The 22,592-nt window shown below is 66.9% G+C and carries 22 protein-coding genes; 12 read left to right on the top strand and 10 right to left on the bottom strand.

Annotation, left to right across the window (positions count from 1 at the left end):
• The first annotated feature begins 11 nt into the window (after nucleotides 1-11).
• Together ABIC94_RS00215 and ABIC94_RS00220 are read left to right on the top strand one after the other, a co-directional pair.
• The gene (locus ABIC94_RS00215; RefSeq protein ID WP_354370504.1) at nucleotides 12-1,529 is read left to right on the top strand and encodes an AMP nucleosidase; all 1,518 of its coding nucleotides are present in this window, start codon (nucleotides 12-14) and stop codon (nucleotides 1,527-1,529) included.
• A gap of 99 nt (nucleotides 1,530-1,628) precedes the next feature.
• The gene (locus tag ABIC94_RS00220) at nucleotides 1,629-2,639 is read left to right on the top strand and encodes a Bug family tripartite tricarboxylate transporter substrate binding protein (RefSeq protein ID WP_354370505.1); all 1,011 of its coding nucleotides are present in this window, start codon (nucleotides 1,629-1,631) and stop codon (nucleotides 2,637-2,639) included.
• Between the two features lie 9 nt (nucleotides 2,640-2,648).
• Here ABIC94_RS00220 and ABIC94_RS00225 read toward each other — a convergent pair whose 3' ends face one another.
• Nucleotides 2,649-3,377, bottom strand: a complete 729-nt coding sequence (locus ABIC94_RS00225; RefSeq protein WP_354370506.1) for an ArsR/SmtB family transcription factor — start codon at nucleotides 3,375-3,377, stop codon at nucleotides 2,649-2,651.
• Nucleotides 3,378-3,460: 83 nt separating this feature from the next.
• Here ABIC94_RS00225 and ABIC94_RS00230 point away from each other — a divergent pair, with 83 nt between their 5' ends.
• Complete coding sequence (locus tag ABIC94_RS00230; RefSeq protein ID WP_354370508.1) at nucleotides 3,461-4,636, top strand: cytochrome P450; 1,176 nt, start codon at nucleotides 3,461-3,463, stop codon at nucleotides 4,634-4,636.
• 13 nt (nucleotides 4,637-4,649) lie between these two features.
• Here the strand turns inward: ABIC94_RS00230 and ABIC94_RS00235 are convergent, their stop codons facing one another.
• Together ABIC94_RS00235 and ABIC94_RS00240 are read right to left on the bottom strand one after the other, a co-directional pair.
• Nucleotides 4,650-5,636 carry a pyridoxamine 5'-phosphate oxidase family protein gene (locus tag ABIC94_RS00235; RefSeq protein WP_354370510.1) on the bottom strand — a complete coding sequence of 329 codons (987 nt, stop codon included), beginning with the start codon at nucleotides 5,634-5,636 and terminating at the stop codon, nucleotides 4,650-4,652.
• Entirely contained in the window at nucleotides 5,633-6,298 is a 666-nt protein-coding gene (locus ABIC94_RS00240; protein ID WP_354370512.1) for a glutathione S-transferase family protein, read from the bottom strand. Before ABIC94_RS00240 ends, ABIC94_RS00235 begins: the two co-directional genes overlap by 4 nt.
• Nucleotides 6,299-6,411: 113 nt before the next feature.
• On the opposite strand from ABIC94_RS00240, the gene ABIC94_RS00245 reads away from it, so the two are divergent.
• From ABIC94_RS00245 to ABIC94_RS00275, 7 genes are all read left to right on the top strand, one after another.
• Nucleotides 6,412-7,302: a LysR family transcriptional regulator gene (locus ABIC94_RS00245; protein ID WP_354370514.1), complete on the top strand. Its 891-nt coding sequence runs from the start codon at nucleotides 6,412-6,414 to the stop codon at nucleotides 7,300-7,302.
• A gap of 48 nt (nucleotides 7,303-7,350) precedes the next feature.
• On the top strand, nucleotides 7,351-8,331 hold the full coding sequence (locus ABIC94_RS00250) for an ATP-binding cassette domain-containing protein (RefSeq protein ID WP_436317905.1): 981 nt from the start codon (nucleotides 7,351-7,353) through the stop codon (nucleotides 8,329-8,331).
• A gap of 3 nt (nucleotides 8,332-8,334) precedes the next feature.
• Nucleotides 8,335-9,177 carry an ABC transporter permease gene (locus tag ABIC94_RS00255; RefSeq protein WP_354370516.1) on the top strand — a complete coding sequence of 281 codons (843 nt, stop codon included), beginning with the start codon at nucleotides 8,335-8,337 and terminating at the stop codon, nucleotides 9,175-9,177.
• 387 nt (nucleotides 9,178-9,564) lie between these two features.
• Nucleotides 9,565-10,020 (top strand): MarR family winged helix-turn-helix transcriptional regulator, encoded by a 456-nt coding sequence (locus ABIC94_RS00260; protein WP_354370517.1) that lies wholly within the window; start codon nucleotides 9,565-9,567, stop codon nucleotides 10,018-10,020.
• Between the two features lie 96 nt (nucleotides 10,021-10,116).
• Nucleotides 10,117-10,542: an organic hydroperoxide resistance protein gene (locus ABIC94_RS00265; protein WP_126750043.1), complete on the top strand. Its 426-nt coding sequence runs from the start codon at nucleotides 10,117-10,119 to the stop codon at nucleotides 10,540-10,542.
• Between the two features lie 178 nt (nucleotides 10,543-10,720).
• Nucleotides 10,721-11,836, top strand: a complete 1,116-nt coding sequence (locus tag ABIC94_RS00270) for a DUF2855 family protein (protein WP_354370518.1) — start codon at nucleotides 10,721-10,723, stop codon at nucleotides 11,834-11,836.
• Nucleotides 11,837-11,869: 33 nt separating this feature from the next.
• Complete coding sequence (locus tag ABIC94_RS00275; RefSeq protein ID WP_354370520.1) at nucleotides 11,870-12,904, top strand: serine/threonine protein kinase; 1,035 nt, start codon at nucleotides 11,870-11,872, stop codon at nucleotides 12,902-12,904.
• Nucleotides 12,905-12,947: 43 nt separating this feature from the next.
• On the opposite strand, the gene ABIC94_RS00280 is transcribed toward ABIC94_RS00275, so the two are convergent.
• From ABIC94_RS00280 to ABIC94_RS00300, 5 genes are all read right to left on the bottom strand, one after another.
• Nucleotides 12,948-13,859: a LysR family transcriptional regulator gene (locus tag ABIC94_RS00280; protein WP_354370522.1), complete on the bottom strand. Its 912-nt coding sequence runs from the start codon at nucleotides 13,857-13,859 to the stop codon at nucleotides 12,948-12,950.
• A 68-nt stretch (nucleotides 13,860-13,927) separates the two neighbouring features.
• On the bottom strand, nucleotides 13,928-14,494 hold the full coding sequence (locus ABIC94_RS00285; RefSeq protein WP_354370523.1) for a hypothetical protein: 567 nt from the start codon (nucleotides 14,492-14,494) through the stop codon (nucleotides 13,928-13,930).
• On the bottom strand, nucleotides 14,491-16,536 hold the full coding sequence (htpG, locus tag ABIC94_RS00290; protein WP_354370524.1) for a molecular chaperone HtpG: 2,046 nt from the start codon (nucleotides 16,534-16,536) through the stop codon (nucleotides 14,491-14,493). The genes ABIC94_RS00285 and htpG overlap by 4 nt, the downstream gene beginning before the upstream one ends.
• 147 nt (nucleotides 16,537-16,683) lie before the next feature.
• The gene (locus ABIC94_RS00295; protein ID WP_354370525.1) at nucleotides 16,684-17,724 is read right to left on the bottom strand and encodes an ABC transporter substrate-binding protein; all 1,041 of its coding nucleotides are present in this window, start codon (nucleotides 17,722-17,724) and stop codon (nucleotides 16,684-16,686) included.
• 59 nt (nucleotides 17,725-17,783) lie between these two features.
• Nucleotides 17,784-18,701, bottom strand: a complete 918-nt coding sequence (locus tag ABIC94_RS00300; protein WP_354370526.1) for a LysR family transcriptional regulator — start codon at nucleotides 18,699-18,701, stop codon at nucleotides 17,784-17,786.
• A 100-nt stretch (nucleotides 18,702-18,801) separates the two neighbouring features.
• Between ABIC94_RS00300 and ABIC94_RS00305 the strand changes: the two genes are divergently transcribed.
• Nucleotides 18,802-19,812: a zinc-dependent alcohol dehydrogenase family protein gene (locus ABIC94_RS00305; protein WP_354370527.1), complete on the top strand. Its 1,011-nt coding sequence runs from the start codon at nucleotides 18,802-18,804 to the stop codon at nucleotides 19,810-19,812.
• A 176-nt stretch (nucleotides 19,813-19,988) separates the two neighbouring features.
• Nucleotides 19,989-20,693 (top strand): aquaporin Z, encoded by a 705-nt coding sequence (gene aqpZ, locus ABIC94_RS00310; protein ID WP_354370529.1) that lies wholly within the window; start codon nucleotides 19,989-19,991, stop codon nucleotides 20,691-20,693.
• A 7-nt stretch (nucleotides 20,694-20,700) separates the two neighbouring features.
• Here the strand turns inward: aqpZ and ABIC94_RS00315 are convergent, their stop codons facing one another.
• Nucleotides 20,701-21,039 (bottom strand): hypothetical protein, encoded by a 339-nt coding sequence (locus ABIC94_RS00315; protein WP_354370531.1) that lies wholly within the window; start codon nucleotides 21,037-21,039, stop codon nucleotides 20,701-20,703.
• A 118-nt stretch (nucleotides 21,040-21,157) separates the two neighbouring features.
• Nucleotides 21,158-22,561: a sensor histidine kinase gene (locus tag ABIC94_RS00320; RefSeq protein WP_354370532.1), complete on the bottom strand. Its 1,404-nt coding sequence runs from the start codon at nucleotides 22,559-22,561 to the stop codon at nucleotides 21,158-21,160.
• Nucleotides 22,562-22,592 lie beyond the last annotated feature (31 nt).

Here is a 22,592-nt window from a genome sequence, read left to right on the forward strand (position 1 = left end):
ACAATGCCGTCATGCCCCACATGCCCACTTTCGTTGCTCCCGCCCGCTTCCACGACGCCGCCGCGGCGCTGGACCAGGTCAAGTCCATCTACCAGGGCGGCCTTGCACACCTGAGGGAATCGATGCTGCGCTTCGTCGCCGGCGAGGCATTGCCCGGACGGGTGCGCGCCTGCTATCCCTTCGTGCGGGTGCACACCCACACCGTGTCGCGCCACACGCCGCCAGCCAATGCCGGCCTGAGCTACGGCTTCGTCGCGGGACCGGGCCGCTACGAAACCACGCTGACGCGGCCCGATCTTTTCTCGCGCTACTACCTCGACCAGTTCCGGCTGCTGCTTGAAAACCACCAGGTCGAGATCGAAGTCGGCACCAGCACGCAGCCGATTCCGATCCATTTCTCTTTCGCCGAAAACGACCACATCGAAGGCACGATGAGCGACGAGCGGCGCGCCCTGATGCGCGACGTGTTCGACCTGCCCGACCTGGGCGTGATGGACGACGGCATTGCCAACGGCACTTACGAAGCGCAGGCCGGCGAGGCGCAGCCGCTGTCGCTCTTCACGGCGGCGCGGGTGGACTATTCGCTGCACCGCCTGCGGCACTACACCGGCACTGCGCCCGAGTGGTTCCAGAATTTCGTGCTGTTCACGAACTACCAGTTCTACATCGACGAGTTCGTGCGCCTGGGCCACGAGGCCATGGCCGACGAGAAGAGCGAGTACATCGCCTTCATCGAGCCCGGCAATGTGATCACGCGTCGGCGCGGCCTGCCCGCGGGTGCGAGCACCAACTTTGGCGCCCTGCTCGACGGTACCCAGGGCACCGCGCCGCCGCGGCTGCCGCAGATGCCCGGCTACCACCTGGTGCGCGAAGACTGCAGCGGCATCAGCATGGTGAACATCGGCGTCGGCCCGGCCAATGCCAAGACCATTACCGACCACATCGCCGTGCTGCGCCCCCATGCCTGGATGATGCTGGGCCACTGCGCGGGCCTGCGCAATGCGCAGCAGCTCGGCGACTACGTGCTGGCCCACGCCTATGTGCGCGAGGACCACGTGCTCGACGAGGAACTGCCGCTGTGGGTGCCGATTCCGGCGCTGTCGGAAATCCAGCTCGCGCTGGAGAAAGCGGTGGCCGACGTCACGCGCTACACAGGCCCCGACCTGAAGAAGATCATGCGCACCGGCACGGTGGCGAGCACCGACAACCGCAACTGGGAGCTGCTGCCGGGCAACCAGCCGCAGCGCCGCTTCAGCCAGAGCCGCGCGGTGGCGCTGGACATGGAAAGCGCCACCATCGCGGCCAACGGCTTCCGTTTCCGGGTGCCCTACGGCACGCTGTTGTGCGTGAGCGACAAGCCGCTGCACGGCGAGATCAAGCTGCCGGGCATGGCCAACCACTTCTACCGTGAGCGGGTGGAACAGCACCTTCGCATCGGCATGCGGGCCATCGACATCCTTCGCGAACAGGGGTCGACCCGGCTGCACAGCCGCAAGCTCCGAAGCTTCGCGGAGGTCGCTTTTCAGTAATATTTAACACTCATTAGGGTTTTTACCTACCTCGACAGGTAGTTGACAGACTCATTTCGCGGACATGATTGGTTACTTATGCCAACAAATGGAAACGAAATGCCTAGTTCGTCGCCCGCGAGCCTTTCTCGCCGCAACTTCAGCGCATGGATGGCCGGCGCAGCCGCCGTCGCGGGCGCCGGCCACGCCGCGCTGTGGCCCCGCTCGGCGGGCGCCGCCGAGCCGCAGCTCATCGCGAAGCTGCGCATCGTCATTCCGGCCAACGAAGGCGGCGGCTGGGACCAGACCGGCCGCGCGCTCGGCGCTGCACTGCTCGCCTCGGGCGCGGCGGGCGAGGTGGTTTACGAAAACATCGGCGGCAAGGGCGGCACCATCGGCCTGGCCAAGTACGTCGAGAAATACGATGCCGATTCCGACACCCTGCTGATGAGCGGCATGGTCATGGTCGGTGCGGTGGCGCTGCAGAAGCCGGCCGTCACCATGGCGCAGGTCGCGCCCGTGGCGCGCCTCACCAGCGACTACGAAGTGGTGGCGGTCAAGGCCGACTCCCCCATCAAGACGCCGAAGGACCTGATCGCCCAACTGCGCGCAGACGCGGCCAAGACCATCATCGCCGGCGGTTCGGCGGGCGGTGTGGACCACATGTACGCCGGCATGCTGGCTCGCGTGGCCGGCAACACCGCGGGCCTGGTCTACCAGCCGTATCCGGGCGGCGCACAGGTGGTCGAGGCGCTCGTCACAGGCAAGGCGGTGGCGGGCATCTCGGGCTACAGCGAATTCAGCGAGGGCCTGGCAAGCGGCAAGCTGCGCGCCATCGGCGTGTCGTCGAGGCGGCCGTTTCTCGGCATTCCGTCGGTGCGCGAGCAGGGCGTGGACGCCGACCTGGCCAACTGGCGCGGCGTGCTCACCGGCAAGAAGGTGCCGCCCGACCGCAAGGCCGTGCTGCTCGAAGCCGTGCACCGCGCCACCACCGCCGACGTCTGGAACAAGACCATCAAGCGCAACAACTGGGATTCGTTCTGGATGGCCGGCAAGGACTTCGAGAGCTTCCTCGAGCTGGACCTGGCCATGGCCGGGCCGATGATCTATTTGCTCAAGCTGAAGGCCTGATACCGCGCTTCAGGCAAAGAGCTCCGGCAGCTCGCGCAGCGCCTTGGGCGTGAGCGCCAGTTCCCGGCTGTCGAGCGCCTGGCGCACCCAGCCGCGGCGCAACGACAACTGAAGCCACGCCGCACCGAGCGCGCCGCCCAGGTGCGGGCGGCGCTCGCTCCAGTCGAGGCAGGCGCAGGCAAAGCGCCGGCGCGACCGGCGCACCGCATCGATCTCGACACCCAGGCTCTCCAGCGCCACCGCGCCTTCGCGCGTGAGCTCGTACGAGCCGCTTTGCAGGCCGCTGAGCCAGCCCTGCGCATGCAACCGGTCGTGCAGCGCGACGCCTGCCGTGCCGGCCATGTGGTCGTAGCAGGTGCGCGCGGTGCGCAGCCGGTTCGGCGTGCTCGGCTCGAACGCCGCGGCGCGCGGTGCGCCCGCCACGACCATGAGGCTTTCGAGCGCCGCGGCCACGTTGTCGTCGGCCAGGCGGAAATAGCGGTGCTTGCCTTGCACCAGAAGTTCGACCAGCCGCTCGTTCTTCAGGCGCGCGAGATGCGCACTCGCAGTGGATGCGGCGACTTCGGCCACGGCGGCCAGTTCGGTTGCGGTGCGCGCGTGGCCGTCCATCAGGCAACTCAGCATGCGTGCGCGCGCGGGCTCTGCAATGGCGCCGGCCAGGCGGGCCAGCTGGAAATCCGCGCTCGGGGATGTGGTTCGGGATGCGGCTTCGGACGTGGCTGGAAAAGTCGTGCTCATGGCCTCATCGTAAAGCGCCGCTGCATCCGACACTTCGTTCGCGGGCGAAGTGTGCCGTCGGCTGCAATTGCACACTGCGCGGCATGAATTCAAGCCTCTCTTCTTCAGACACACCCGCCGATCCGGTCGCGGCCGTGACGCATGCCGACCCGTATCCCTTCTATGAAACCCTGCGCGCGGGCCCGCCGCTCGCCTGGAACGAAAAGCTTCGCCTCTGGGTCGCAAGCCGTGCCGAGGTCATCGAGCCGCTGCTGCTCGCGCATGGCGCGTTGAGGGTGCGGCCTGCTGCCGAACCGGTGCCGCGCGCCATCGCCGGCAGTCCGGCCGGCGAGGTGTTCGGCCACCTGGTGCGAATGAATGACGGCCCGGCGCACGCCGCGCACAAGCCGGCACTGCAGCGTGCGCTGGCCGGGCTGGATCTGGGTGCAGCGCATTCGGCCGCGCTGCAGGTCGCACAGCAAGTGCCCGAGGAGCAATCGCTGTCGGACACCTTGTTTGCGATGCCCATCCAGGCGGTGGCTCACATGCTCGGCTTTGGGCCCGAGGCGTTGCCGCAGGTCGACCTGTGGATGCGTGACTTCGTCGCGTGCCTGTCGCCGCTGTCGACCGAGGCGCAATTGCAGCGCGCCAGCAGCGCAGCCGACGCGCTGATGACGCGCTTCGAATTGCTGCTGGCCGCAGGCACACCTCCGCGGAACGGAACACTGCTCGCGGCCGTGCTTGCAGAAAGCGCGGCGGATGCATCGCGTTCGCGTGCCTTGCTCGCCAACCTGGTCGGGCTGCTGTCGCAGACCTGCGATGCGACAGCCGGCCTGTTGGGCAACAGTGTTGCCGCCCTGGTGCGCGGGCCCCGGTTGCGCGAGGCCGCACGTACGCGGGACGGGCTTCATGCCATCGTGCAGGAAACGGCGCGGCACGATCCTTCGGTGCAGAACACGCGGCGCTTCGCGGCAGAGGCCGTCACCATCGCGGGCGTGCCGCTGGCCGCGGGCGATGCGGTGCTGCTGGTGCTGGCTTCGGCCAACCGCGACCCCGCATTCAACGCCGACCCCGACCGCTTCACGCTGGTTCGCGCGCAGCGGCGCATGCTCGGCTTCGGGCATGGGGTGCACGCCTGCCCGGGCCAGGCGCTGGCCTGCACGCTTGCGGCTGCAGGGCTCGAGGCGCTGCTCGCGCGCGGGCTCGACTTCGATGCGCTGCGGAAGCGCGGCTGGTACTACCGGCCTTCGGCCAACGCGCGCATTCCCGTCTTCGATTGAAGACCCGTTGCCTTCACGGCAGCACGCCGGCGGCTGGCTCCGCGCTCGTCCAGCGTCCCGTGCGCGCCAGGTGCGGCGACAGTTCCGCGCCACCCCAGCGCAACGGCAGGGCGCCCGGACGGCGCAGCACCTGCTCGACACGAAGGCGCAGCAGGCGTTCGGCACCTTCGAAAGCAGCCACCTCGGGGCCGTCCCAGATGATTTCCGCGCTGACCGTCAGGTGCAGCAGTTCGCCGCTTTCGAAATCGATGAACAACAACCCCGCGCGCGGATGAACCGAGAGGTTGCCCAGCGTATTGAAGAAGCGGTTGCCGACAAAGTCAGGCACGGTGAGCACGCCGTCTTCATCGACCCGGATGAAGCCCGGTAATCCTCCGCGGTGCGAAACGTCGACACCCTGCGCCGCCGGATCGGCTTCGTCGCCGGCCGCCGCATGCTGCGGATACGCCGAGGCGATGAAGAAGGTGTCGGCGCGACCGATGAGCGCGCGTGCCGCGGCGTCGAGACTGTCGAGCCGCTGCGCGGGCGCTGCGTCATGGCGCTGCGCAAACAACGGTTCACGCGCCTGGATGTACTTGGGGCAATTGCCGAAGCTTTGCTGTACCCCGACCGTGAAGCCGCCGGCGTCGAGCGCCTCGACCCTGCCGTTCATGCGGTTGCGCCGCCGCGTGTGCGGCTCGATGCCGAGCAGGCCGAGCGATGCGCCCTGCAGCAGTTGGCCGGCCAGCGGATCGTCCAGCATCGGCAGTGCGTCGATGCGCAAGTGCGTCGCATCCGGCGCGTACGCAAAACCGGGCGGCGCCGCCAGCACGCTGGCCCAGGGTTGCAGTTCCGCATCCAGGCTGCCGACGATGAGGAACGGCAGTTGCGCGAAGAAGTCGCGATGCTGGTCGGGCATGAAGTCGCGAATCACGCGCGAGCCGGCCGCGGCCATGACTTCGCGCGAACCCGCCAGCGTCTGCAGCGCGCGTTCGCCAGCGTGGAACGGCGCGGCGATCATGCGGCCGCCGCAAGCCCGATGGGCGTACGAACCATGGGCACGAAGCCGGGCAGCGCCTCGATGCGTTCGAGCCAGCCGCGCAGCTGCGGATACGGCTCGAGCGACACGCTGCCTTCGGGGGCATGCGCCACATAGGCATAGTTCGAAAGGTCCGCCAGCGTGGCCGACGGGCCTGCCAGAAAAGCCTCGCGCTGCAGGTGCGTTTCCATGACCGACAGCAACAGGTGAGAGCGCGACACCGTTTCGGTCGGGTCCACGGGCAGGCCGAACAGCGCCATGACGCGGGCCGCCGCCGGGCCGTAGGCCAACGGACCCGCGGCCACGGAAAACCAGCGCTGCACGCGCGCAGCGCCGACCGGATCGCGCGGCATCCATCGCGCCGGATCGGCCGCATAGCGCTCGTTCAGATACACCAGGATCGCATTCGAATCGGCCAGCGTGATTTCGCCGTCCTCGATCACTGGAACTTGGCCGAAGGGATTGCGCGCGAGGAATTCCGGCGTGCGCGTGGCCTTCTGGCGAAGGTCGAGATCGATGACTTCGACAGGGAGATCGAGCATCGAGAGAAAGAGCCGCACGCGGTGCACGTGGCCCGAAATCGGCGTGCCATAGAGCTTGATGGGCTGGGCGGGACGGCGGTTGTCGGCGGCGCTTTCGTTCATTGGAATTCCTCTCGAATGGCGGTGGGATGCATGCATTCTTTTCTATTCCGAGAAATGAAGGAATAGCCATTGAAGGATTTCACTGCTGCGTTTTTCGGTTTAATAATCGCGCCATGGACCGTTTCAAAGCCATGCAGACCTTCGTGCAGATTGCCGAGCAGGGCAGCCTGACCCGCGCCGCCGAATCGCTGGGCAGTTCGTTGCCCGCGGTGGTGCGCTCGCTGGCCGCGCTGGAGGCGCACCTGGGCGTGCGCCTTTTTCATCGCACCACGCGCCGCCTCTCGCTCACCGAGGAAGGCCGCCACTACCTGCCCAGCGCGCGCGAAGTGCTGCTCGCGGCCGATGCCGCGGACCTCGCGCTCCGGGCCGAAGCGCACGAGCCTGCAGGCCTGCTCACCATCACCGCTCCCGTGCTCTTCGGCCACATGTACGTGGCGCCCGCCATCACGCGCTTCATGCAGCGCTACGACAAGGTGCGCTGCAGCGTGCTGCTGTACGACCGCACGGTGAACCTGCTGGAGGAGAACATCGATGTCGGCATACGCATCAGCCCGCTGGAAGATTCGTCGCTCGTGGCGCAGGCGCTCGGCACCATCCGGCGCGTGGTGGCGGCGAGCCCCGGCTACCTCGCACGCCACGGCACGCCGCGGCATCCGCGCGACCTCGCCGGCGCCCCCTGCGTGCGCGGCCGTATCGACGCGCCGGCGCAGTGGAAGTTCTACAAGGGCGGCAAGACCCTGAGCGTGACGCCGAGCAACCGCCTCGAATTCAACCACCTCGCACCCGCCATCGAAGCTTGCGCCGCCGGCATGGGCTTTGGCACCTTCTTCTCTTACCAGGTGCTGCCCTACGTGGCGCAAGGGCGATTGAAACTGGTGCTCGAAGACTACGAACCGCCGCCGCGGCCGGTGAGCGTGATCTACCCGAGCGCGCGCCTGCTGCCGGCCCGCACGCGGGCTTTCATCGACTGGATGAAGACCGAGTTCAGCGGCTTGCGGATGTAGCGCGCCGGGCTGCTCCCAATGCGCAGGGCTTGTCCATCGGTTGAAGCGATGCCGGCAGATTTCATGCGCCTGGGCCAGAATGGCCGCGTGCAATCCTCCTCCACTCCCACTCCCCTTTTTCACGCCAGCCACCTTCTCAAGCGCTATGGCGGCACCACGGTTGTCGACGACCTGTCGTTCGAGATCGCACCCGGCGAGTGCCTCGGCGTGATCGGCCCGAACGGCGCGGGCAAGACCACCACCATCCGCATGTGCCTGGGCCTGACCGCGCCCGACGGCGGCGAGATCTCGGCGCTGGGTTTGCAGATGCCGCGCGATGCGCTGGCCATCAAGGCGCAGCTCGGCGTGGTCTCGCAGTTCGACACGCTCGACCCCGATTTCAGCTGCGCCGAGAACCTCGTGGTGTACGGCCGCTACTTCGGTTTCAGCAAGGCGCAGGTGCGCGAGCGCGTACCGCAGCTGCTGGAGTTCGCCGCGCTTTCTCACAAGGCCGATGCGAAGCCGGGCGAACTGTCGGGCGGCATGCGGCGGCGTCTTTCGCTGGCGCGATCGCTGGTGAACGACCCCAAGCTGCTGCTGCTCGACGAGCCGACCACCGGGCTCGATCCGCAAGCTCGGCACCTGATGTGGGAGCGGCTGCAGGTGCTGCTGCAGCAGGGCAAGTCGATCCTGCTGACCACGCACTTCATGGACGAGGCCGAGCGCCTGTGCTCCCGCCTGCTGGTGCTCGACCATGGCCGAAAGATCGCCGAGGGACGGCCGCGCGACCTGATTGCCGAGCACTTGGAGCCCAACGTGGTCGAGGTGTATGGCAACGGTGCGCTCTCGCTGGCCGAGTCGCCCGAGCTCAAGGCCATGGCGGCACGCGTGGAGGTGAGCGGAGAGACCGTGTTCTTCTACACGCAGGACGCGCGGCGGCTGCTCGATGCGCTGGCGCATCATGGGCGCCTGCGCACCTTTCACCGGCCCGCCAATCTCGAAGATCTTTTTCTCAAGCTCACGGGCCGGAAGATTCGCGAAGAGGGCTGATCGATGAACACCACGACGACAACATCAACTGCACCCGGTACCCCGGCGCCATCGCGTTCGGCATGGCGCGCGCCCGAGCTTTCGCTGCGCTGGTGGCCGGTTTTCCTGCGCAACCTGCTCGTGTGGCGAAAGCTCGCGATACCGAGCCTCATCGGCAACATCGCCGAGCCGCTGATCTGGCTCGTGGCTTTCGGCTACGGCATGGGAGCGCTGGTGGGGCAGGTATCGGTGGATGGCGTGAAGGTGCCCTACATCCTGTTCCTGGCGAGCGGCTCGATCTGCATGAGCGCGATGAACGCCGCGAGCTTCGAGGCGCTGTACTCGGCGTTCTCGCGCATGCAGGTGCAGAAGACCTGGGACGGCATCATGAATGCGCCCGTCGGGCTCGACGACATCGTGCTGGCGGAAATGCTGTGGGCAGCCTTCAAGTCGATCTTCACGGTGACCGCCATCCTGTTCGTGATGCTCGGGCTGGGCATCAGCCACAGCCCCAAGCTGGTCGTCGCGTGGATGGTGTTGATCGGCGCGGGCATCACCTTCTCGTCCATCGCACTGATCTTCAACGCACTGGCGAAGAGCTACGACTTCTTCACCTACTACTTCACGCTGTTCATGACGCCGATGATGTTCCTGAGCGGCGTGTTCTTTCCGCTCGAACAACTGCCCTCGGCGGTGAAGGCGGTGGCCGCGTGGCTGCCGCTGACCAATGCGGTGGCGCTGGTGCGGCCGCTCTTCATGGACCAGTGGCCGGCGAACTGGTGGCTGCATGGGGCGGTGCTGGCGGTGTATGCGGTTGTGGCGTTCTGGATTGCGCTGGCGCTGACGCGTAAGCGGTTCGGGGGGTGATTGTTTTGGTTCCGGGGCCGGGCCTCAATCCCAACGGGGTTGCGCAGCGCCGCGGTGGCTTGGTGGCCGAGCGAAGCAAAGGCCCGTTCGGTTTCCAAGCCCCTCTGTATGCGCCGAGGAGCGGAGGGTTTCGCGGATCAGGGCCGCAGCTGTTTGAGCGAAGCGAGTTCTGCGGACCCCGCGAAACGCGAGCACCGCAGGTTGCCCCGTAGCGCAGCGCAGGGGTCGCAGACAGTGGGGTCGCCTTTCTTTTGCCTACGTTTCTTTGGCGAAGCAAAGAAAAGTAGGTCGCCCGCCGGGGCGAGACCCGGCCTCGGGAAGCAAACCCCAAACGAACCCAAAACAATTACATTGCACACAATTCAATTGCTCGCTACAATTCAACCCATGCGCTCCACCACCGCCCCCGTCGACGAAATGCTCAAGCTGGACAACCAGCTCTGCTTCGCCGTCTATTCCGCCTCGTTGGCCATGACCCGGCTCTACAAGCCGGTGCTGGAAAAGCTGCAGCTCACCTATCCCCAATACCTCGTGATGCTCGCCCTCTGGGAGCAAGACGGCCCCACGGTCTCCGAGCTCGGCGAACGCCTGTCGCTCGATTCCGGCACGCTCACGCCGCTGCTCAAGCGGCTCGAAGCCAACGGCCATGTGGCCCGGGTGCGTGATGTGGCCGACGAACGCCGCGTGCACATCACCCTGACCGCCGCCGGCCGCAAGCTCAAGACCCGCGCAGCCCATGTGCCCGAATGCCTGATGGCTGCCGCCCAATGTTCGGTGTCCGAACTGATTTCGCTCACCCAGCAGATCCAAACGCTGCGCGACCGCATCAAGAAGGCGGCCTGACAGGCACAGACATACCGGTTTCTCCCCCGCTTCGATCGATAAAAGAGAGAGAAGCTCTTTCACCTCCCCTCCTCCATCATCATCAAAGGAATCACCATGACCACCAAGCTCGACAAGGTTCTCTACACCGCTGAAGCCCACACCGTCGGCGGCCGCGACGGCGCAGGCAAGTCCAGCGACGGCGCCATCGACGTCAAGCTGAGCTCGCCCGGTTCGGGCAAGCCCGGCACCAACCCCGAGCAGCTGTTCGCGGTCGGTTACGCCGCCTGCTTCATCGGCGCGATGAAGGCCGTCGGCCCGAAGATCGGCGTGAAGGTGCCTGAAGACGTGGCCATCGACTCGAAGGTTTCCCTCGGCCCGACGAACGGCGGCGCTGCTTACGGCATCTCGGTGCAACTCGCCATCACGCTGCCCGGCCTGGACGCCGAACAGAAGCAGAAGCTGGTCGACACGGCTCACCAGGTCTGCCCGTACTCGAACGCCACCCGCGGCAACATCGACGTCGAGCTGACGATCGCCTGATCTCGCGCTTGGTGCTGTAAAAAAGAGCGCTCCGGCCACAAGCCGGGGCGCTTTTTTCATGCCCGTGCATGTCTCACGGGTGACGCCGGAACGCGCTGCGAGATAGCGCCTTTCATCAAGCTTGGCTAATGTGGCTGCACGCCTCACCGCAAATCACACCCACGTGGAGATCGACACCATGAGCACCACCAGCCTCCTGATCCGCAAAGACGAGCTCGCCGCCGCGCGACTGCACACCGCCACCGACCAGCCGCTGGCTGACGGCCAGGTGCGCGTTCGCATCGACAGCTTTGCGCTCACTTCCAACAACATCACCTACGCCGCTTTCGGCGATGCGATGAGCTACTGGCAGTTCTTTCCCTCGGGAGAAGAAGGCTGGGGCAGCATTCCGGTATGGGGCTTCGCGAGCGTGGTGCAGTCGCTGCACCCGGGCGTGGCGGTAGGCGAACGGCTCTACGGCTATTGGCCCATGGCGTCGAGCGCGGTGCTGAGCCCCGACCGTCTTTCGCCCGCCCGCTTCACCGACGGCGCCGCGCACCGTGCGGCATTGCCCGCGGTCTACAACCAGTACTTCCGCTGCAATGCAGACCCGCTCTACACACCGGACACGGAAGACGTCCAGGCGCTGTTGCGCCCGCTGTTCATCACCTCGTGGCTGATCGACGACTTCATGGCGGACAACGACTTCTTCGGCGCCAATACCATGCTGCTGTCGAGCGCATCGAGCAAGACGGCCTACGGCACCGCTTTTCAGCTGCATCAGCGCGAAGGCATCGAGGTAATCGGCCTGACCTCGCCCGCCAACGTAGCCTTCTGCGAAAGCCTGGGCTGCTACGACCGTGTGGTGACCTACGACGCGCTCGACAGCATCGCGGCCGAAACGCCCTGCGTGTACGTGGATTTCGCGGGCAATGGCGACCTGCGCAACGCCATTCACGCGCGCTTCGCGAACCTCAAGTACAACTGCTCGATCGGCGGCACGCACGTCGAGCAGCTCGCGTCCAAGGGAGCGGGCAAAGACCTGCCGGGCCCGCGCGCCACGCTGTTCTTCGCGCCGGCGCAGATCAAGAAGCGCACCGGCGAATGGGGCGCCGACGAATTCGGCCGGCGCATGGTGGCCGCCTGGCGCAGCTTTCTCGCCACGGCGACCGATGCGAACAAGCCCTGGCTGCGCGCCGAGCATCACCACGGCGGCGAGGCCGTGCAGGCCGCCTACGCGCAGGTGCTGGCCGGCAAGGGCGACCCGCGCATCGGCCATATCCTTTCGCTTTACAAACAACCGGGCGGCTTGTGACGCCGCGAGGGCCGGTGTAGCGACAATCGCTGCATGACCCTTTCCCCCGCTGCGCCCGCGAATACCCATCCCTACGAGAGCCTCACGCCCGACGTGGTGCTCGACGCGCTCGCAACGCTCGGCCTGCACGGCGACGGTCGGCTCACCGGCCTGAACTCGTACGAGAACCGCGTCTACCAGGTGTTTTTGGAGGACCGCAGTGCGGTCGTCGTCAAGTTCTACCGTCCCGAACGATGGAGCGAGGCCGAGATTCTGGAAGAGCACGGCTTCTCGCTCGAACTGGCGGCGGCCGAGGTGCCCGCCGTGGCACCGCTGGCCTTCGACGGCACCACGCTGCACCACCACGGCGGCTTTGCCTTCAGCGTGAGCCCGTACCGCGGCGGCCGCGCGCCCGAGCTCGACGATTTCGAAGTGCTCGAATGGGTCGGCCGGTTTCTCGCGCGCATCCACACCGTGGGCAGCGCGAAGCCTTTCGAAGCCCGGCCCGCACTCGATCTGCAGACCTTCGGCATTGCCTCGCGCGACTGGCTGCTCGGCAACGACAAGGTGCCGCTCGATGTGCAGCGCGACTGGGAAAAGGCCTGCAACGAGGCGCTGGACATGATTGCCGCCACGGCGCTGGCGGTGAACGCTCCGGCCTCCGATTTCAAGCCGCGCAAGCTGCGCCTCCACGGCGACGTGCACCCCGGCAACATCTTGTGGACCCCCACCGACCGCCCCGGCGGCGGCCCGCATTTCGTCGACCTGGACGATGCGCGCACCGGCTTCGCGGTGCAGGATTTGTGGATGCTGCTGTCGGGCGAGCGCGCGCAGCGCACCGCGCAGCTTTCGGGCCTGCTCGACGGCTACGAGCAGTTCCGCGAATTCGACCGCCGCGAACTCGCGCTGATCGAGCCGCTGCGCACGCTGCGGCTCATCCACTACAGCGCCTGGCTCGCGCGGCGCTGGGAAGACCCGATCTTCCCGATCAACTTTCCGTGGTTCGGCTCCAGCGACTACTGGAAGGGCCAGATCCTCGTGCTGCAGGAGCAGTGCGAGCAGATGGCCGAGGAGCCGCTCTACGCCTGAGCCTCGCCGGCGGCGGGAGTCGCGCGCTCACACGCTCACACGCTCACAAGAGGCCCGGCCACGCGCCGGCAGCCGCCGACTTCGGCGCATTGAAGGCGTGAATGAAGGCGCCCTGCAACTCACCCGGCAGGTCGGGCCGATGGCACATCGCATAGCCGAGGCTCGGCGGGTCGTCGGACAGCGGCACGAAGCGGATGTCCGACCGCGCAATGCAGGCCAGCGACTCCACCACCAGCCCGATGCCCGCACCGGCCGCCACCAACCCCACGAGCGAGATCGACGAGCTTGCGCACTGGTTGACCTGCGTGGTGACGCCGGCGCGCGCAAGGTAGGCGGCGATGCGGTCGAACACCACCGGCCCGATGTCTCGCCGGACGCCGACCAGCGTCTGCTGGCGCAGGTCCGCCGCCGCAATGCGCTCGGCGCCCGCGAGCGGATGGGCGGCCGGCACCACGGCCACGAAGCGGTCGCGGGCCACCTCGCGCACAACGAGGTCGTCGCGTGAAGACGGCGGATGCACCACCGCCAAGTCGAGCCTGCGATGCGCCACGGCTTCTTCGAGTTCGTCCGACAGGCCTTCGGTGAGCGCCAGCACCACGCCCGGATGGGCGGCCGAAAAGGCGCGCATCGCATCGGGAAAGAACGACAGCGCCGCGATGGGCGTGACGCCGATCTCGAGCCGGTCGAAGGCGCCGCGCCCGATGGCGCGCGCGGCTTCGTCGGTTTCCGCGGCGCGCGACAGCAGGCGCCTGGCGTGCGGCAGCAGGCGAGCGCCCTGTTCCGTGAGACGAACGCCGCGCGCCTGGCGATCGAAAAGTGCGAAGCCAAGATCTTCTTCGAGCCGCTGGATGCGCACGCTGAGCGCAGGCTGAGAGACCGCGAGCAGAGACGCGGCGCGACGGATGTTGCCGATCTCCGCGAGCGTGACGAAGCACCGCCATTGCTTGAGTTCCAAGAACCGATCTCCGTTCAGTTATTCAGCCAACCGATGGCGACTTCGCGCCACACGACCCCGAGCGGCAGTCAGGGCGCGACGGGATTGCCGGGCGTGCCGATGCCGCCGGCCGGAACAGCGGCTGCGGCAGGCTGGCGGTAGGAGACGCGCACCGCAGAAGGCTGCTGCGGTGGCGCCAGTGGTGCGGAGGCGGCGGTGACCGGCTTGGTCATGCCGCCCTTGGTGATCGTGACCGGTGCAGCGGATGCCGCCACCGGTGTGGCGGGCGCGGCGGCCGCAATTGGCGCCACAGGTACGACAGGCACCTCTTTCCCGGCATTGGGATCGTGCAGCACCACGCTCTTGCTGACGCCTACACCGGTGCCGACCGGCCCGACCCCGACGCCCACACCCAGGCCGACGGAGCCGGCCACCAAGCCGCCGTTGTTGACCGCCACGCCCGCGCCGAGCGGACCCCAGCCGGTGTTCAGGCCGACCGAAAAATTGCCGTCCTTCGAGGCACCCAGGCCGAGCGAGAGCCCGGGCACCAGCGGAATGCCGATGCGGTAGTGCGAACAGCCGCTCATCAGAACCAGCAGCAGCACCGCCGGAACGGCGGCTGCTGCACGAAGCACGATGCGCGGCCGGGCGTTCACACCAGCAGCGCGTTCACGCGCCTCACGTAGGCCGCGGGGTCGGCCGGCAGGCCGCCTTCGGCCAGGAGCGCCTGGTCGAACAGGATGTTGGCAAGGTCGTCGAAATGCGCCGAGCCTTCGAGCTTCTTCACCAGCGCATGCTCGGCGTTCACTTCGAGCACGGGCTTGAGGTCGGGCGCGGGCTGGCCGGCCTGCTTGAGCATGCGCGCGAGCTGCGTGCTCATGCCGCCGTCCTGCACCACCAGGCAGGCGGGCGAGTCGACCAGGCGCGTGGTCACGCGCACGTCCTCGGCCTTGTCCTTGAGCGCCGCCTTGAGCTTCTCGAGCAGCGGCTTGAACGATTCGGCGGCTTCCTCGGCGGCCTTCTTCTCGGCCTCGTCCTGCAGCTTGCCGAGATCGACCGCGCCCTTGGCCACGCTCTGCAGCGGCGTGCCGTCGAACTCGGTGAGGTAGTTGAGCGCCCACTCGTCGACGCGGTCGGTCATGAGCAGCACCTCGATGCCCTTCTTCTTGAAGACCTCGAGCTGCGGGCTGTTCTTGGCGGCGGCGAGCGTGTCGGCCGTGATGTAGTAAATCGCGTCCTGGCCTTCCTTCATGCGCGCCTTGTAGTCGGCGAAGCTCACGCTCAGCGCATCGCTCGTGGTGGAGGCAAAGCGCAGCAGCTTGGCGATGCGGTCGCGGTTGCCCATGTCCTCGCCCAGGCCTTCTTTCAGCACGGCGCCGAACTCGGCGTAGAACTTGGCGTACTTGCCCGATTCGTCGGCGTATTCGGCGGCTGCCTCGGCGGCCGGCGTGGCTTTCTTGTCGACCACGTCGGTCACATCGGCCGTGCCCTCGGTCGGGTCGGGTGCGGGCACCGATTCGCCGGAGCCCACGTCGATCTTGCCTTCGGCGCTTTCGGGCGCGGTCTTCTGCTTTTTCGCCAGGTCTTCGAGCATGGAGAGCACGCGCTTGGTGCTGCCCTCGCGAATGGCCTTCACATCGCGGCTTTCCTGCAGCAGTTCGCGGCTCACATTGAGCGGCAGGTCGGAAGAGTCGATCACGCCCTTCACGAAGCGCAGGTAGCTGGGCAGCAGCGCCTCGGCGTCGTCCATGATGAAGACGCGCTTCACATAGAGCTTGACGCCCGCGCTCTTGTCGCGGTTCCACAAGTCGAACGGCGCCTTGGACGGGATGTAGAGCAGCTGCGTGTACTCGGTGCTGCCCTCCACGCGGTTGTGGCTCCAGGCGAGCGGCGCCTCGTAGTCGTGGCTCACGGCCTTGTAGAACTCTTCGTACTGTTCGGGCGTGATGTCCTTCTTGGGACGGCTCCAGAGCGCGTTGGCCTTGTTGACCGTTTCCCATTCGCCGGTCTTCACCATGTCGCCGGGCTGGTCGTTCTCGCCGTCCTTCCATTCCTCTTTTTCCATGAGGATGGGCAGCGAGATGTGGTCGGAATACTTGCCGACGATCTGCTTGAGCTTCCAGGCGTTGAGGTATTCGTCGGCGTCGTCGCGCAAGTGCAGCGTGATGCTGGTGCCGCGTTCGGCGCGCGTGATGTCGGCCACTTCGAAGTCGCCCGCGCCGCCGCTCGTCCAGCGCACGCCCTGCTCGGCCGGCAGGCCGGCGCGGCGCGACTCGACCGTGATCTTGTCGGCCACGATGAAGCCCGAGTAGAAGCCCACGCCGAACTGGCCGATGAGTTGCGCGTCGGCCTTCTGGTCGCCGCTGAGCTTGCTCATGAAGTCCTTGGTACCACTTTTCGCGATGGTGCCGAGGTTGTCGATGGCTTCCTGGCGCGACAGGCCGATGCCCTTGTCGGTGATGGTGAGGGTGCGCGCGGCCTTGTCGAAGGAAAGGCGCACGTCCAGGTTGGGCTGGTCTTCATACAGCTCGGGGTGGTCGATGGCCTCGAAGCGCAGCTTGTCGCAGGCGTCCGATGCGTTCGAGATCAGCTCGCGCAGGAAGATTTCCTTGTTGGAGTACAGCGCATGCGTGACGAGATGCAGCAGTTGCGCGACTTCAGCCTGGAACGGTAGTTTCGTATTGGAAGAATCAGCCATGGAGAAAGAAGAAATATCGAAACCAAAAAATTCTAAGCCGGGCGGCATTGACCGCACGCCCGACTCGCCAACTCTGCGAGTTGGGGCTTGCGCCCCGAAAAACAATAGGCCTCGTTTCTTGCGGCGGCATGAAGCCCCGGACGGGCTTTATCTGGCTTGGGATTCCACTTCTCGGGTCCAGCGGTCGATCAGCCGCTTTCGCTCGGCGGCCTTGCCGTATTTCTCGAAGTCGTACTTGATGAGCTTCACGTCGCTCATCGATGGAATGCGCGGGTCTGGCTTGAAGGTCTTGTTGGCTGGCGACTGCAGGCTGCCGGCCTGCCCGCCGATCGCCTGGCCCACCGGGCTCATGAGCCAGTCGTAGTAGCGCTTTGCATTCTCCTTGTTGCGCGCGCCCTTGACCAGCGCGATGCCGCCTACCTCGTAGCCCGTACCTTCGCAGGGCGCGGCGGTTTTCACCGGAAATTTGTCATACCGCCAGCGCTCGAAACCGAAGATGAAACTCACGCCGATGGCCACTTCGCCCTTGGCCACGTTGGGCGCCTGCGCCTGGCCGCTGCGGGTGTAGCTGGTCACGTTGCGGTGCAGCTTCTTGAGGTAGTCGAAGGCCGCGTCCTCACCCATTTGCTGCACCAGGCCCGCGATGATCGTGTAGGCCGTGCCGCTCGAGGCCGGGTGCGAAATTTCGATCTCGCCCCTGTACTCGGGCTTGACCAGGTCGGCCCAGCACTTGGGCTCGCCCAGCTTCTTTTTCTTGAGCAGGTCGGTGTTGAAGCCGAAGCCGATGGCGCTGGTGTAGAAGCCGCCCACCATGTTCTGCGACATGGCGTACTGGCGCACCGCCCAGTCGTGCAGGTCGTTGATGTAGGCCGGCCGGTAGGGCTCGAGCAAGCCCTGTTCAGCCGCCTGCAGGAACGGGTCGCCCGTGCCGCCCCACCAGATGTCGGTCTTGGGGTTGGCCGCTTCGGCGCGCAGCTGCGCGCCGATTTCTCCGGTGCCCTTGTGCGCCTGCTGCACTTTGATGCCCGTCTCGCGCGTGAAGGCCGCGGCGGCCGCCTCGCACCAGCCCGCGTCGGTGCTGCAGAGCGCGTTCACCGTGCCCTGCGCCGCAGCGCCCGTCGTAAACAAAGCCAGGAAACCCGCGCATGCGGCAAGGGTCGCGACGTTCCTGATGGCAAAAGGGCGCATGCGTTCTCCGGCAAATGAATGGAATGGCAACAAAGCCGCAGGATAGCGGGCAAAGCCGCTCAACGGGCTGCCAGGAGCGGCGGCAGATGCTCCGCGAGCCAGTCGATCACCACCCGGGTCTTGTGCGGCAGGTAGCGGCTTTTGTGACGGATGACGTTGAGCTCGAAGCCGAAAGGCCGCGGCTCCTCGAACACCCGCACCAGCGTGCCGGACGCCAATGCTTCGGCGGCAAGCCAGGCCGGCAGCCGCGACAGGCCCATGCCGCCAATGGCGGCTTCGAGCAGCACCTCGGCACTGTCGCAGCGCAGCCGCGAAGGCAGCACCACCTCGACAAGCCGGCCTTCGGCATCGTGAAAGCGCCAGGGCGAGATCTGCCCGTCGCGGGCATAGAACACCGCCTCGTGCGACGACGAAGCGGCCAGCTCGGCCACGCTTGCCGGCCGCTCGTGCGCCGCCAGATAGGCGGGCGCGGCGCACAGCACCATCCACTGCACGCCGACCGGCCGGGCGACCAGGTCGGCGGTGTCGGGCAGCCCGCCGCTGCGGATGGCGAGGTCGAGGCCCTCTTCGACCAGATCCACGCGCCGGTCGTTGAAGGAAAGCTCCAGCGAAAGCCCCGGATGCCGGCGCGCGAGCGCGAGCAGCAGTGGTCCGACCTTCAGGCGCCCGAGCATCGCGGGCATGCTGAGGCGCACCACCCCTGTCGCGGTGCAGCGCGCGGCATCAGTCATGGCTTCGGCGGCGTCGAGTTCGCCCAGCGCGCGGCGGCAGCGCTCGTAATAGCCGTGGCCTTCTTCGGTGAGGCTCTGGCTGCGCGTGGTGCGCAGAAAGAGCCGCGTGCCCAGCCGCGCCTCGAGCCGCGCAATGCTCTTGGCCACCGCCGAGCGCGTGACGTGCAGCCGCTGCGCCGCGAGCGCGAAGCTGCCGGCCTCCACCGCCGCGACAAATTCTTCTATGCCTTGGAGACGTTGACTCATTGGAGATTTTCAGGCGCCATGGAGTGGAAAATTATCCACCACTGGATAGATCAACTCGCCAATAGCATGAACAGCTCTGTGTTTTATGTGGAGTCTTTTCATGCAGGAACCTCAAGCGCTTCGCCGCTGGCAACTCTCTTCTTTTGGCAACGAGCACCTCGAACAGGTCGAGCGGCCGCTCCCCACGCCCGGGCCGGGCCAGATCCTCGTGCGGGTGGGTGCGGTGTCGCTCAACTACCGCGACCTCCTGATGGTGCGCGACGGCATGGGGATGAAGTTCGACATGCCTTTCACGCCCGCCTCCGACATGGCCGGCACCGTGGTGGCCGCGGGCACGGACGTGCGGCGGTTTGCCATTGGCGACCGCGTGGTCAACACCTTCTGGGGCGGCTGGATCGACGGCCAGTGGACGGCCGACGCCGCGCTGGCCGGCGGGCCCGGACCGGGCATGCTGGCTTCGCACGTTGTTCTCGATGCGGCCTGGGCTGTGGCAGGGCCGGCCACGCTGGACTTCGCCGAAGCCAGCACGCTCCCCTGCGCCGGCCTCACCGCATGGTTCGCACTGGCCGAGACCGGCGCGCTGCGGCCCGGCCAGACCGTGCTGATCCACGGCACGGGCGGCGTGGCGCTGTTCGGTTTGCAGATCGCGCGGCTGCATGGCGCGCGCGCCATCGTGATCTCGGGCAGCGAAGACAAGCGGGCGCAGACGCTTGCACTCGGCGCCTCCCACGTGCTGATGCGCGACAGCGACTGGCCCGCCGAAGTGCGACGCCTCACGCAGGGCCGCGGCGCCGACCACGTGCTCGAACTCTCGAGCGGGCCGAACCTCGATCGTTCGCTGCAAGCGGTGTCACAAGGCGGACGCGTATCGATCATCGGCATGCTCGGCGGCGAGACGCTGAGCGCTTCGTTCTATGCCATGGTGCTCGGCCGCGTCACGGTGCAGGGCATTGGCGTGGGCCATCGCCGCGCGCTCGAAGACCTGGTGCGTGCCGTCGATGTGAACGCGCTCAAGCCCGTGATTGCGGCGCGCTACGCGTTCGATGCATTGCCCGATGCGCTCGACCACCTCGCGCGCGGCGCCTTCGGCAAGATCGTCGTCACGCTCTGAAAGAGCCTCATTGGCTTGTTGCACAGCGCGTGTCAGAAACAAAAGATCGCTGATTTGTGAACAGGTTCCGATAGATGCAACAACATGCGTGACGCTTGTTGTTTCCATTCCTAGAATCCGCCCGCGCCATGGCCCAGGCCACGCATTTTTTTCTCTCAACTTCAGGATGGAACAACATGGAACATAGCACCTACAAAAAGTGGTCGGCCGAGTTCATAGGTACTTTTTGGCTCACGCTCGGCGGCTGCGGTAGCGCTGTTCTGGCCGCGGCCTTTCCGGGTCTTGGCATCGGCTTTCTGGGCGTCTCGCTGGCGTTCGGCCTCACGGTGGTGACCGGCGCTTATGCACTCGGTCCCATCTCGGGCGGTCACTTCAACCCTGCCGTATCGATCGGCCTTGCGGCCGCGGGCCGCTTCAAGGCTTCGCAACTCGCGGGCTACATCGTTGCGCAAGTGCTGGGTGCCATTGCGGCGGCCGGCGTGCTCTACCTGATTGCCACCGGCAAGCCCGGCGCCGACATCGGCGGCTTTGCCACCAACGGCTTCGGCGAACACTCGCCCGGCAAGTACGGCATGACGGCCGCGCTGGTGTGCGAAGTGGTGATGACCGCCGTGTTCCTGATCGTGATCCTCGGCTCCACCGCCAAGCGCGCAGCCGGCGGTTTCGCGGGCCTGGCCATCGGCCTGTGCCTCACGCTGATTCACCTGATCTCCATTCCGGTGACCAACACCTCGGTCAACCCGGCGCGCAGCACGGGCCCGGCGCTGTTCGGCCCGTCTTACGCGGTGTCGGAACTGTGGCTGTTCTGGGTCGCCCCTATTGCGGGCGCCATCATCGGCGCGGTCATTTACCGCGCGCTGCTCAGCAACAACGACGACTGACCCCCGGTCAGCTGCCGCTGGCCGACTGCACCAGCGGCAGCGAGGTCGATTGCCCGATCGACTCGGTTCCGGTCGCATGCGACGCCGCATAGGCGCCGGCCTGCACATCGGACACCGAGATGGTCGAGTTCATCGCCGGCGCGCTGGTCGACTGGCCGATGGACTCGGTGCCGCTGGGCCGTGCGGCAGCCATCGCGCCCACCTGCACGTCGGGGTTCTCTGGCGAATTCATCTGCAACGGATGGTAGTCCGAGCCGTCGGTCGTCTCGGCCGACGCATGGACGGCACCCAGCGCCGCGAACGCGGCAAAAGAACCAAGGGCAAGAAGCTTGAAGGAAGTGCGCATGGTGTGTGCTCCTGAATGGCGGGTTGTTGTCTCCGGCCGTGTGCCGCCGCGCGAACTGCGCGTGGCAGGGCCTGGATGCACTCTAGGCAGCCGCGCTGAGTTGGCCATGAGCAAGAAATTAGCCTGGAATGAGCGGCGTCGACACCGTCGGAAGGTGCACCCGCGCCATCAGTCCCGAACCACCTCCTCCTTCTTCTTCATCGCGGTTGCGCAACTCGATGCGCAGGCCGTGCCGCTCGGCCGCAGTGCGCGCAATGGCCAGCCCGAGCCCGCTGCCGCCGGCCGGGGCGCCCGGCACGCGAAAGAAGCGGTCGAACACGCGGCCGATCGACGCCGCCGGAATACCCGGCCCGTTGTCGAGCACGTCGACCACCGCATGGCCGCCAACCTCATGCAGCCGCACGTCGACCACGCCGCCTTCGGGCGCATAGCGCAGCGCGTTGTCGATCAGGTTGTCGAACACGCTGCGCAGCTCTGCGGCCGGTGCCCGCACCACGGGCGCAATCGATCCTTCGAAGCCGATGTCCACGCGCCGTGCGTCGGCCAGCACCATCAGCTGGCTCACGCTTTCGCGCAACAGGGTCTCGATGTCGACCGGTTCGCCCGGCATGGGACGCCCCGGCGCGTCTTGCCGCGAGAGGCTCAGCAACTGCTCGATCAGGTGCTGCGCGCGCGTGACGCCGGCTTCGAGCTGGTTGAAGCGCTCGGTGGCCTCGCCCGCGGGCACGTGGGCGCGCAGGTTCTCGATCTGCAGGCCGATGGCGGCCATGGGCGTGCGCAGTTCGTGGGCTGCGTCCTGCACGAAGCGGCGCTGCGTAGCGAAGGCATTGCGCACGCGCGACAGCAGCTGGTTGAAGGCCTGGACCAGCGGCGCGATCTCGTCGGGCACATGCGCCAGCGACAGATCGGTAGGGCTGCGCTCGTCCTGCGAGGCCACGTCGCGCGCCACCGCGCGCAGCGAGCGGGAGGCCGCCGACACGATGAGCCACAGGATCAGCAAGGCCAGCGGCAGCAGCAGCGCGATGGGCAGGCCTTCGAGCAGTGCGCGCCGCAGCGCGCGGCGCCGCCGGTAGTCTTCGTTCTGCAAGACCTGCACGCGCGGCTGGTCGGCGCGCGGTCCGGGTTCGGCGGTGAACACGCGCCAGCGTGAATGCGTGTGCGCGCCGGTGCTCGCATCGCTGAAACCTGGCCGCGGTTGCAAGGGCACCACGGCCAGCGGCGGCCACGAACTCGCAAGCAGCGTGCGGCCATCGGCGCTCCATATCTGCACCACGAAGGCGCCGCGTGCAAAGGCGGCTTCGCCGTCGAGCGGGCGCGGAGCGCGGGGCGGATCGGTGCCCGCATGGGAATCGGCCACGAGCCGCATCTGCTCGTCGAGCGCGTTGTGCACCAGGTCGCCATACGCCACGAAGGTGAACCACGCCGTGAGCGCCGCCGCCACCAGGTGCAGCGTGACGAGCCAGAACAGCAGCTGCGTGCGCAGCGAGCGCGGGCGCCACCAGCGGCTCGGCATTGCGGTCATCGGAGTACCTCCGTGCTTTGCACTCCGGCGC

The organism is Variovorax paradoxus, assembly GCF_040544635.1.
Classification (GTDB): Bacteria; Pseudomonadota; Gammaproteobacteria; order Burkholderiales; family Burkholderiaceae_C; genus Variovorax; species Variovorax paradoxus_R.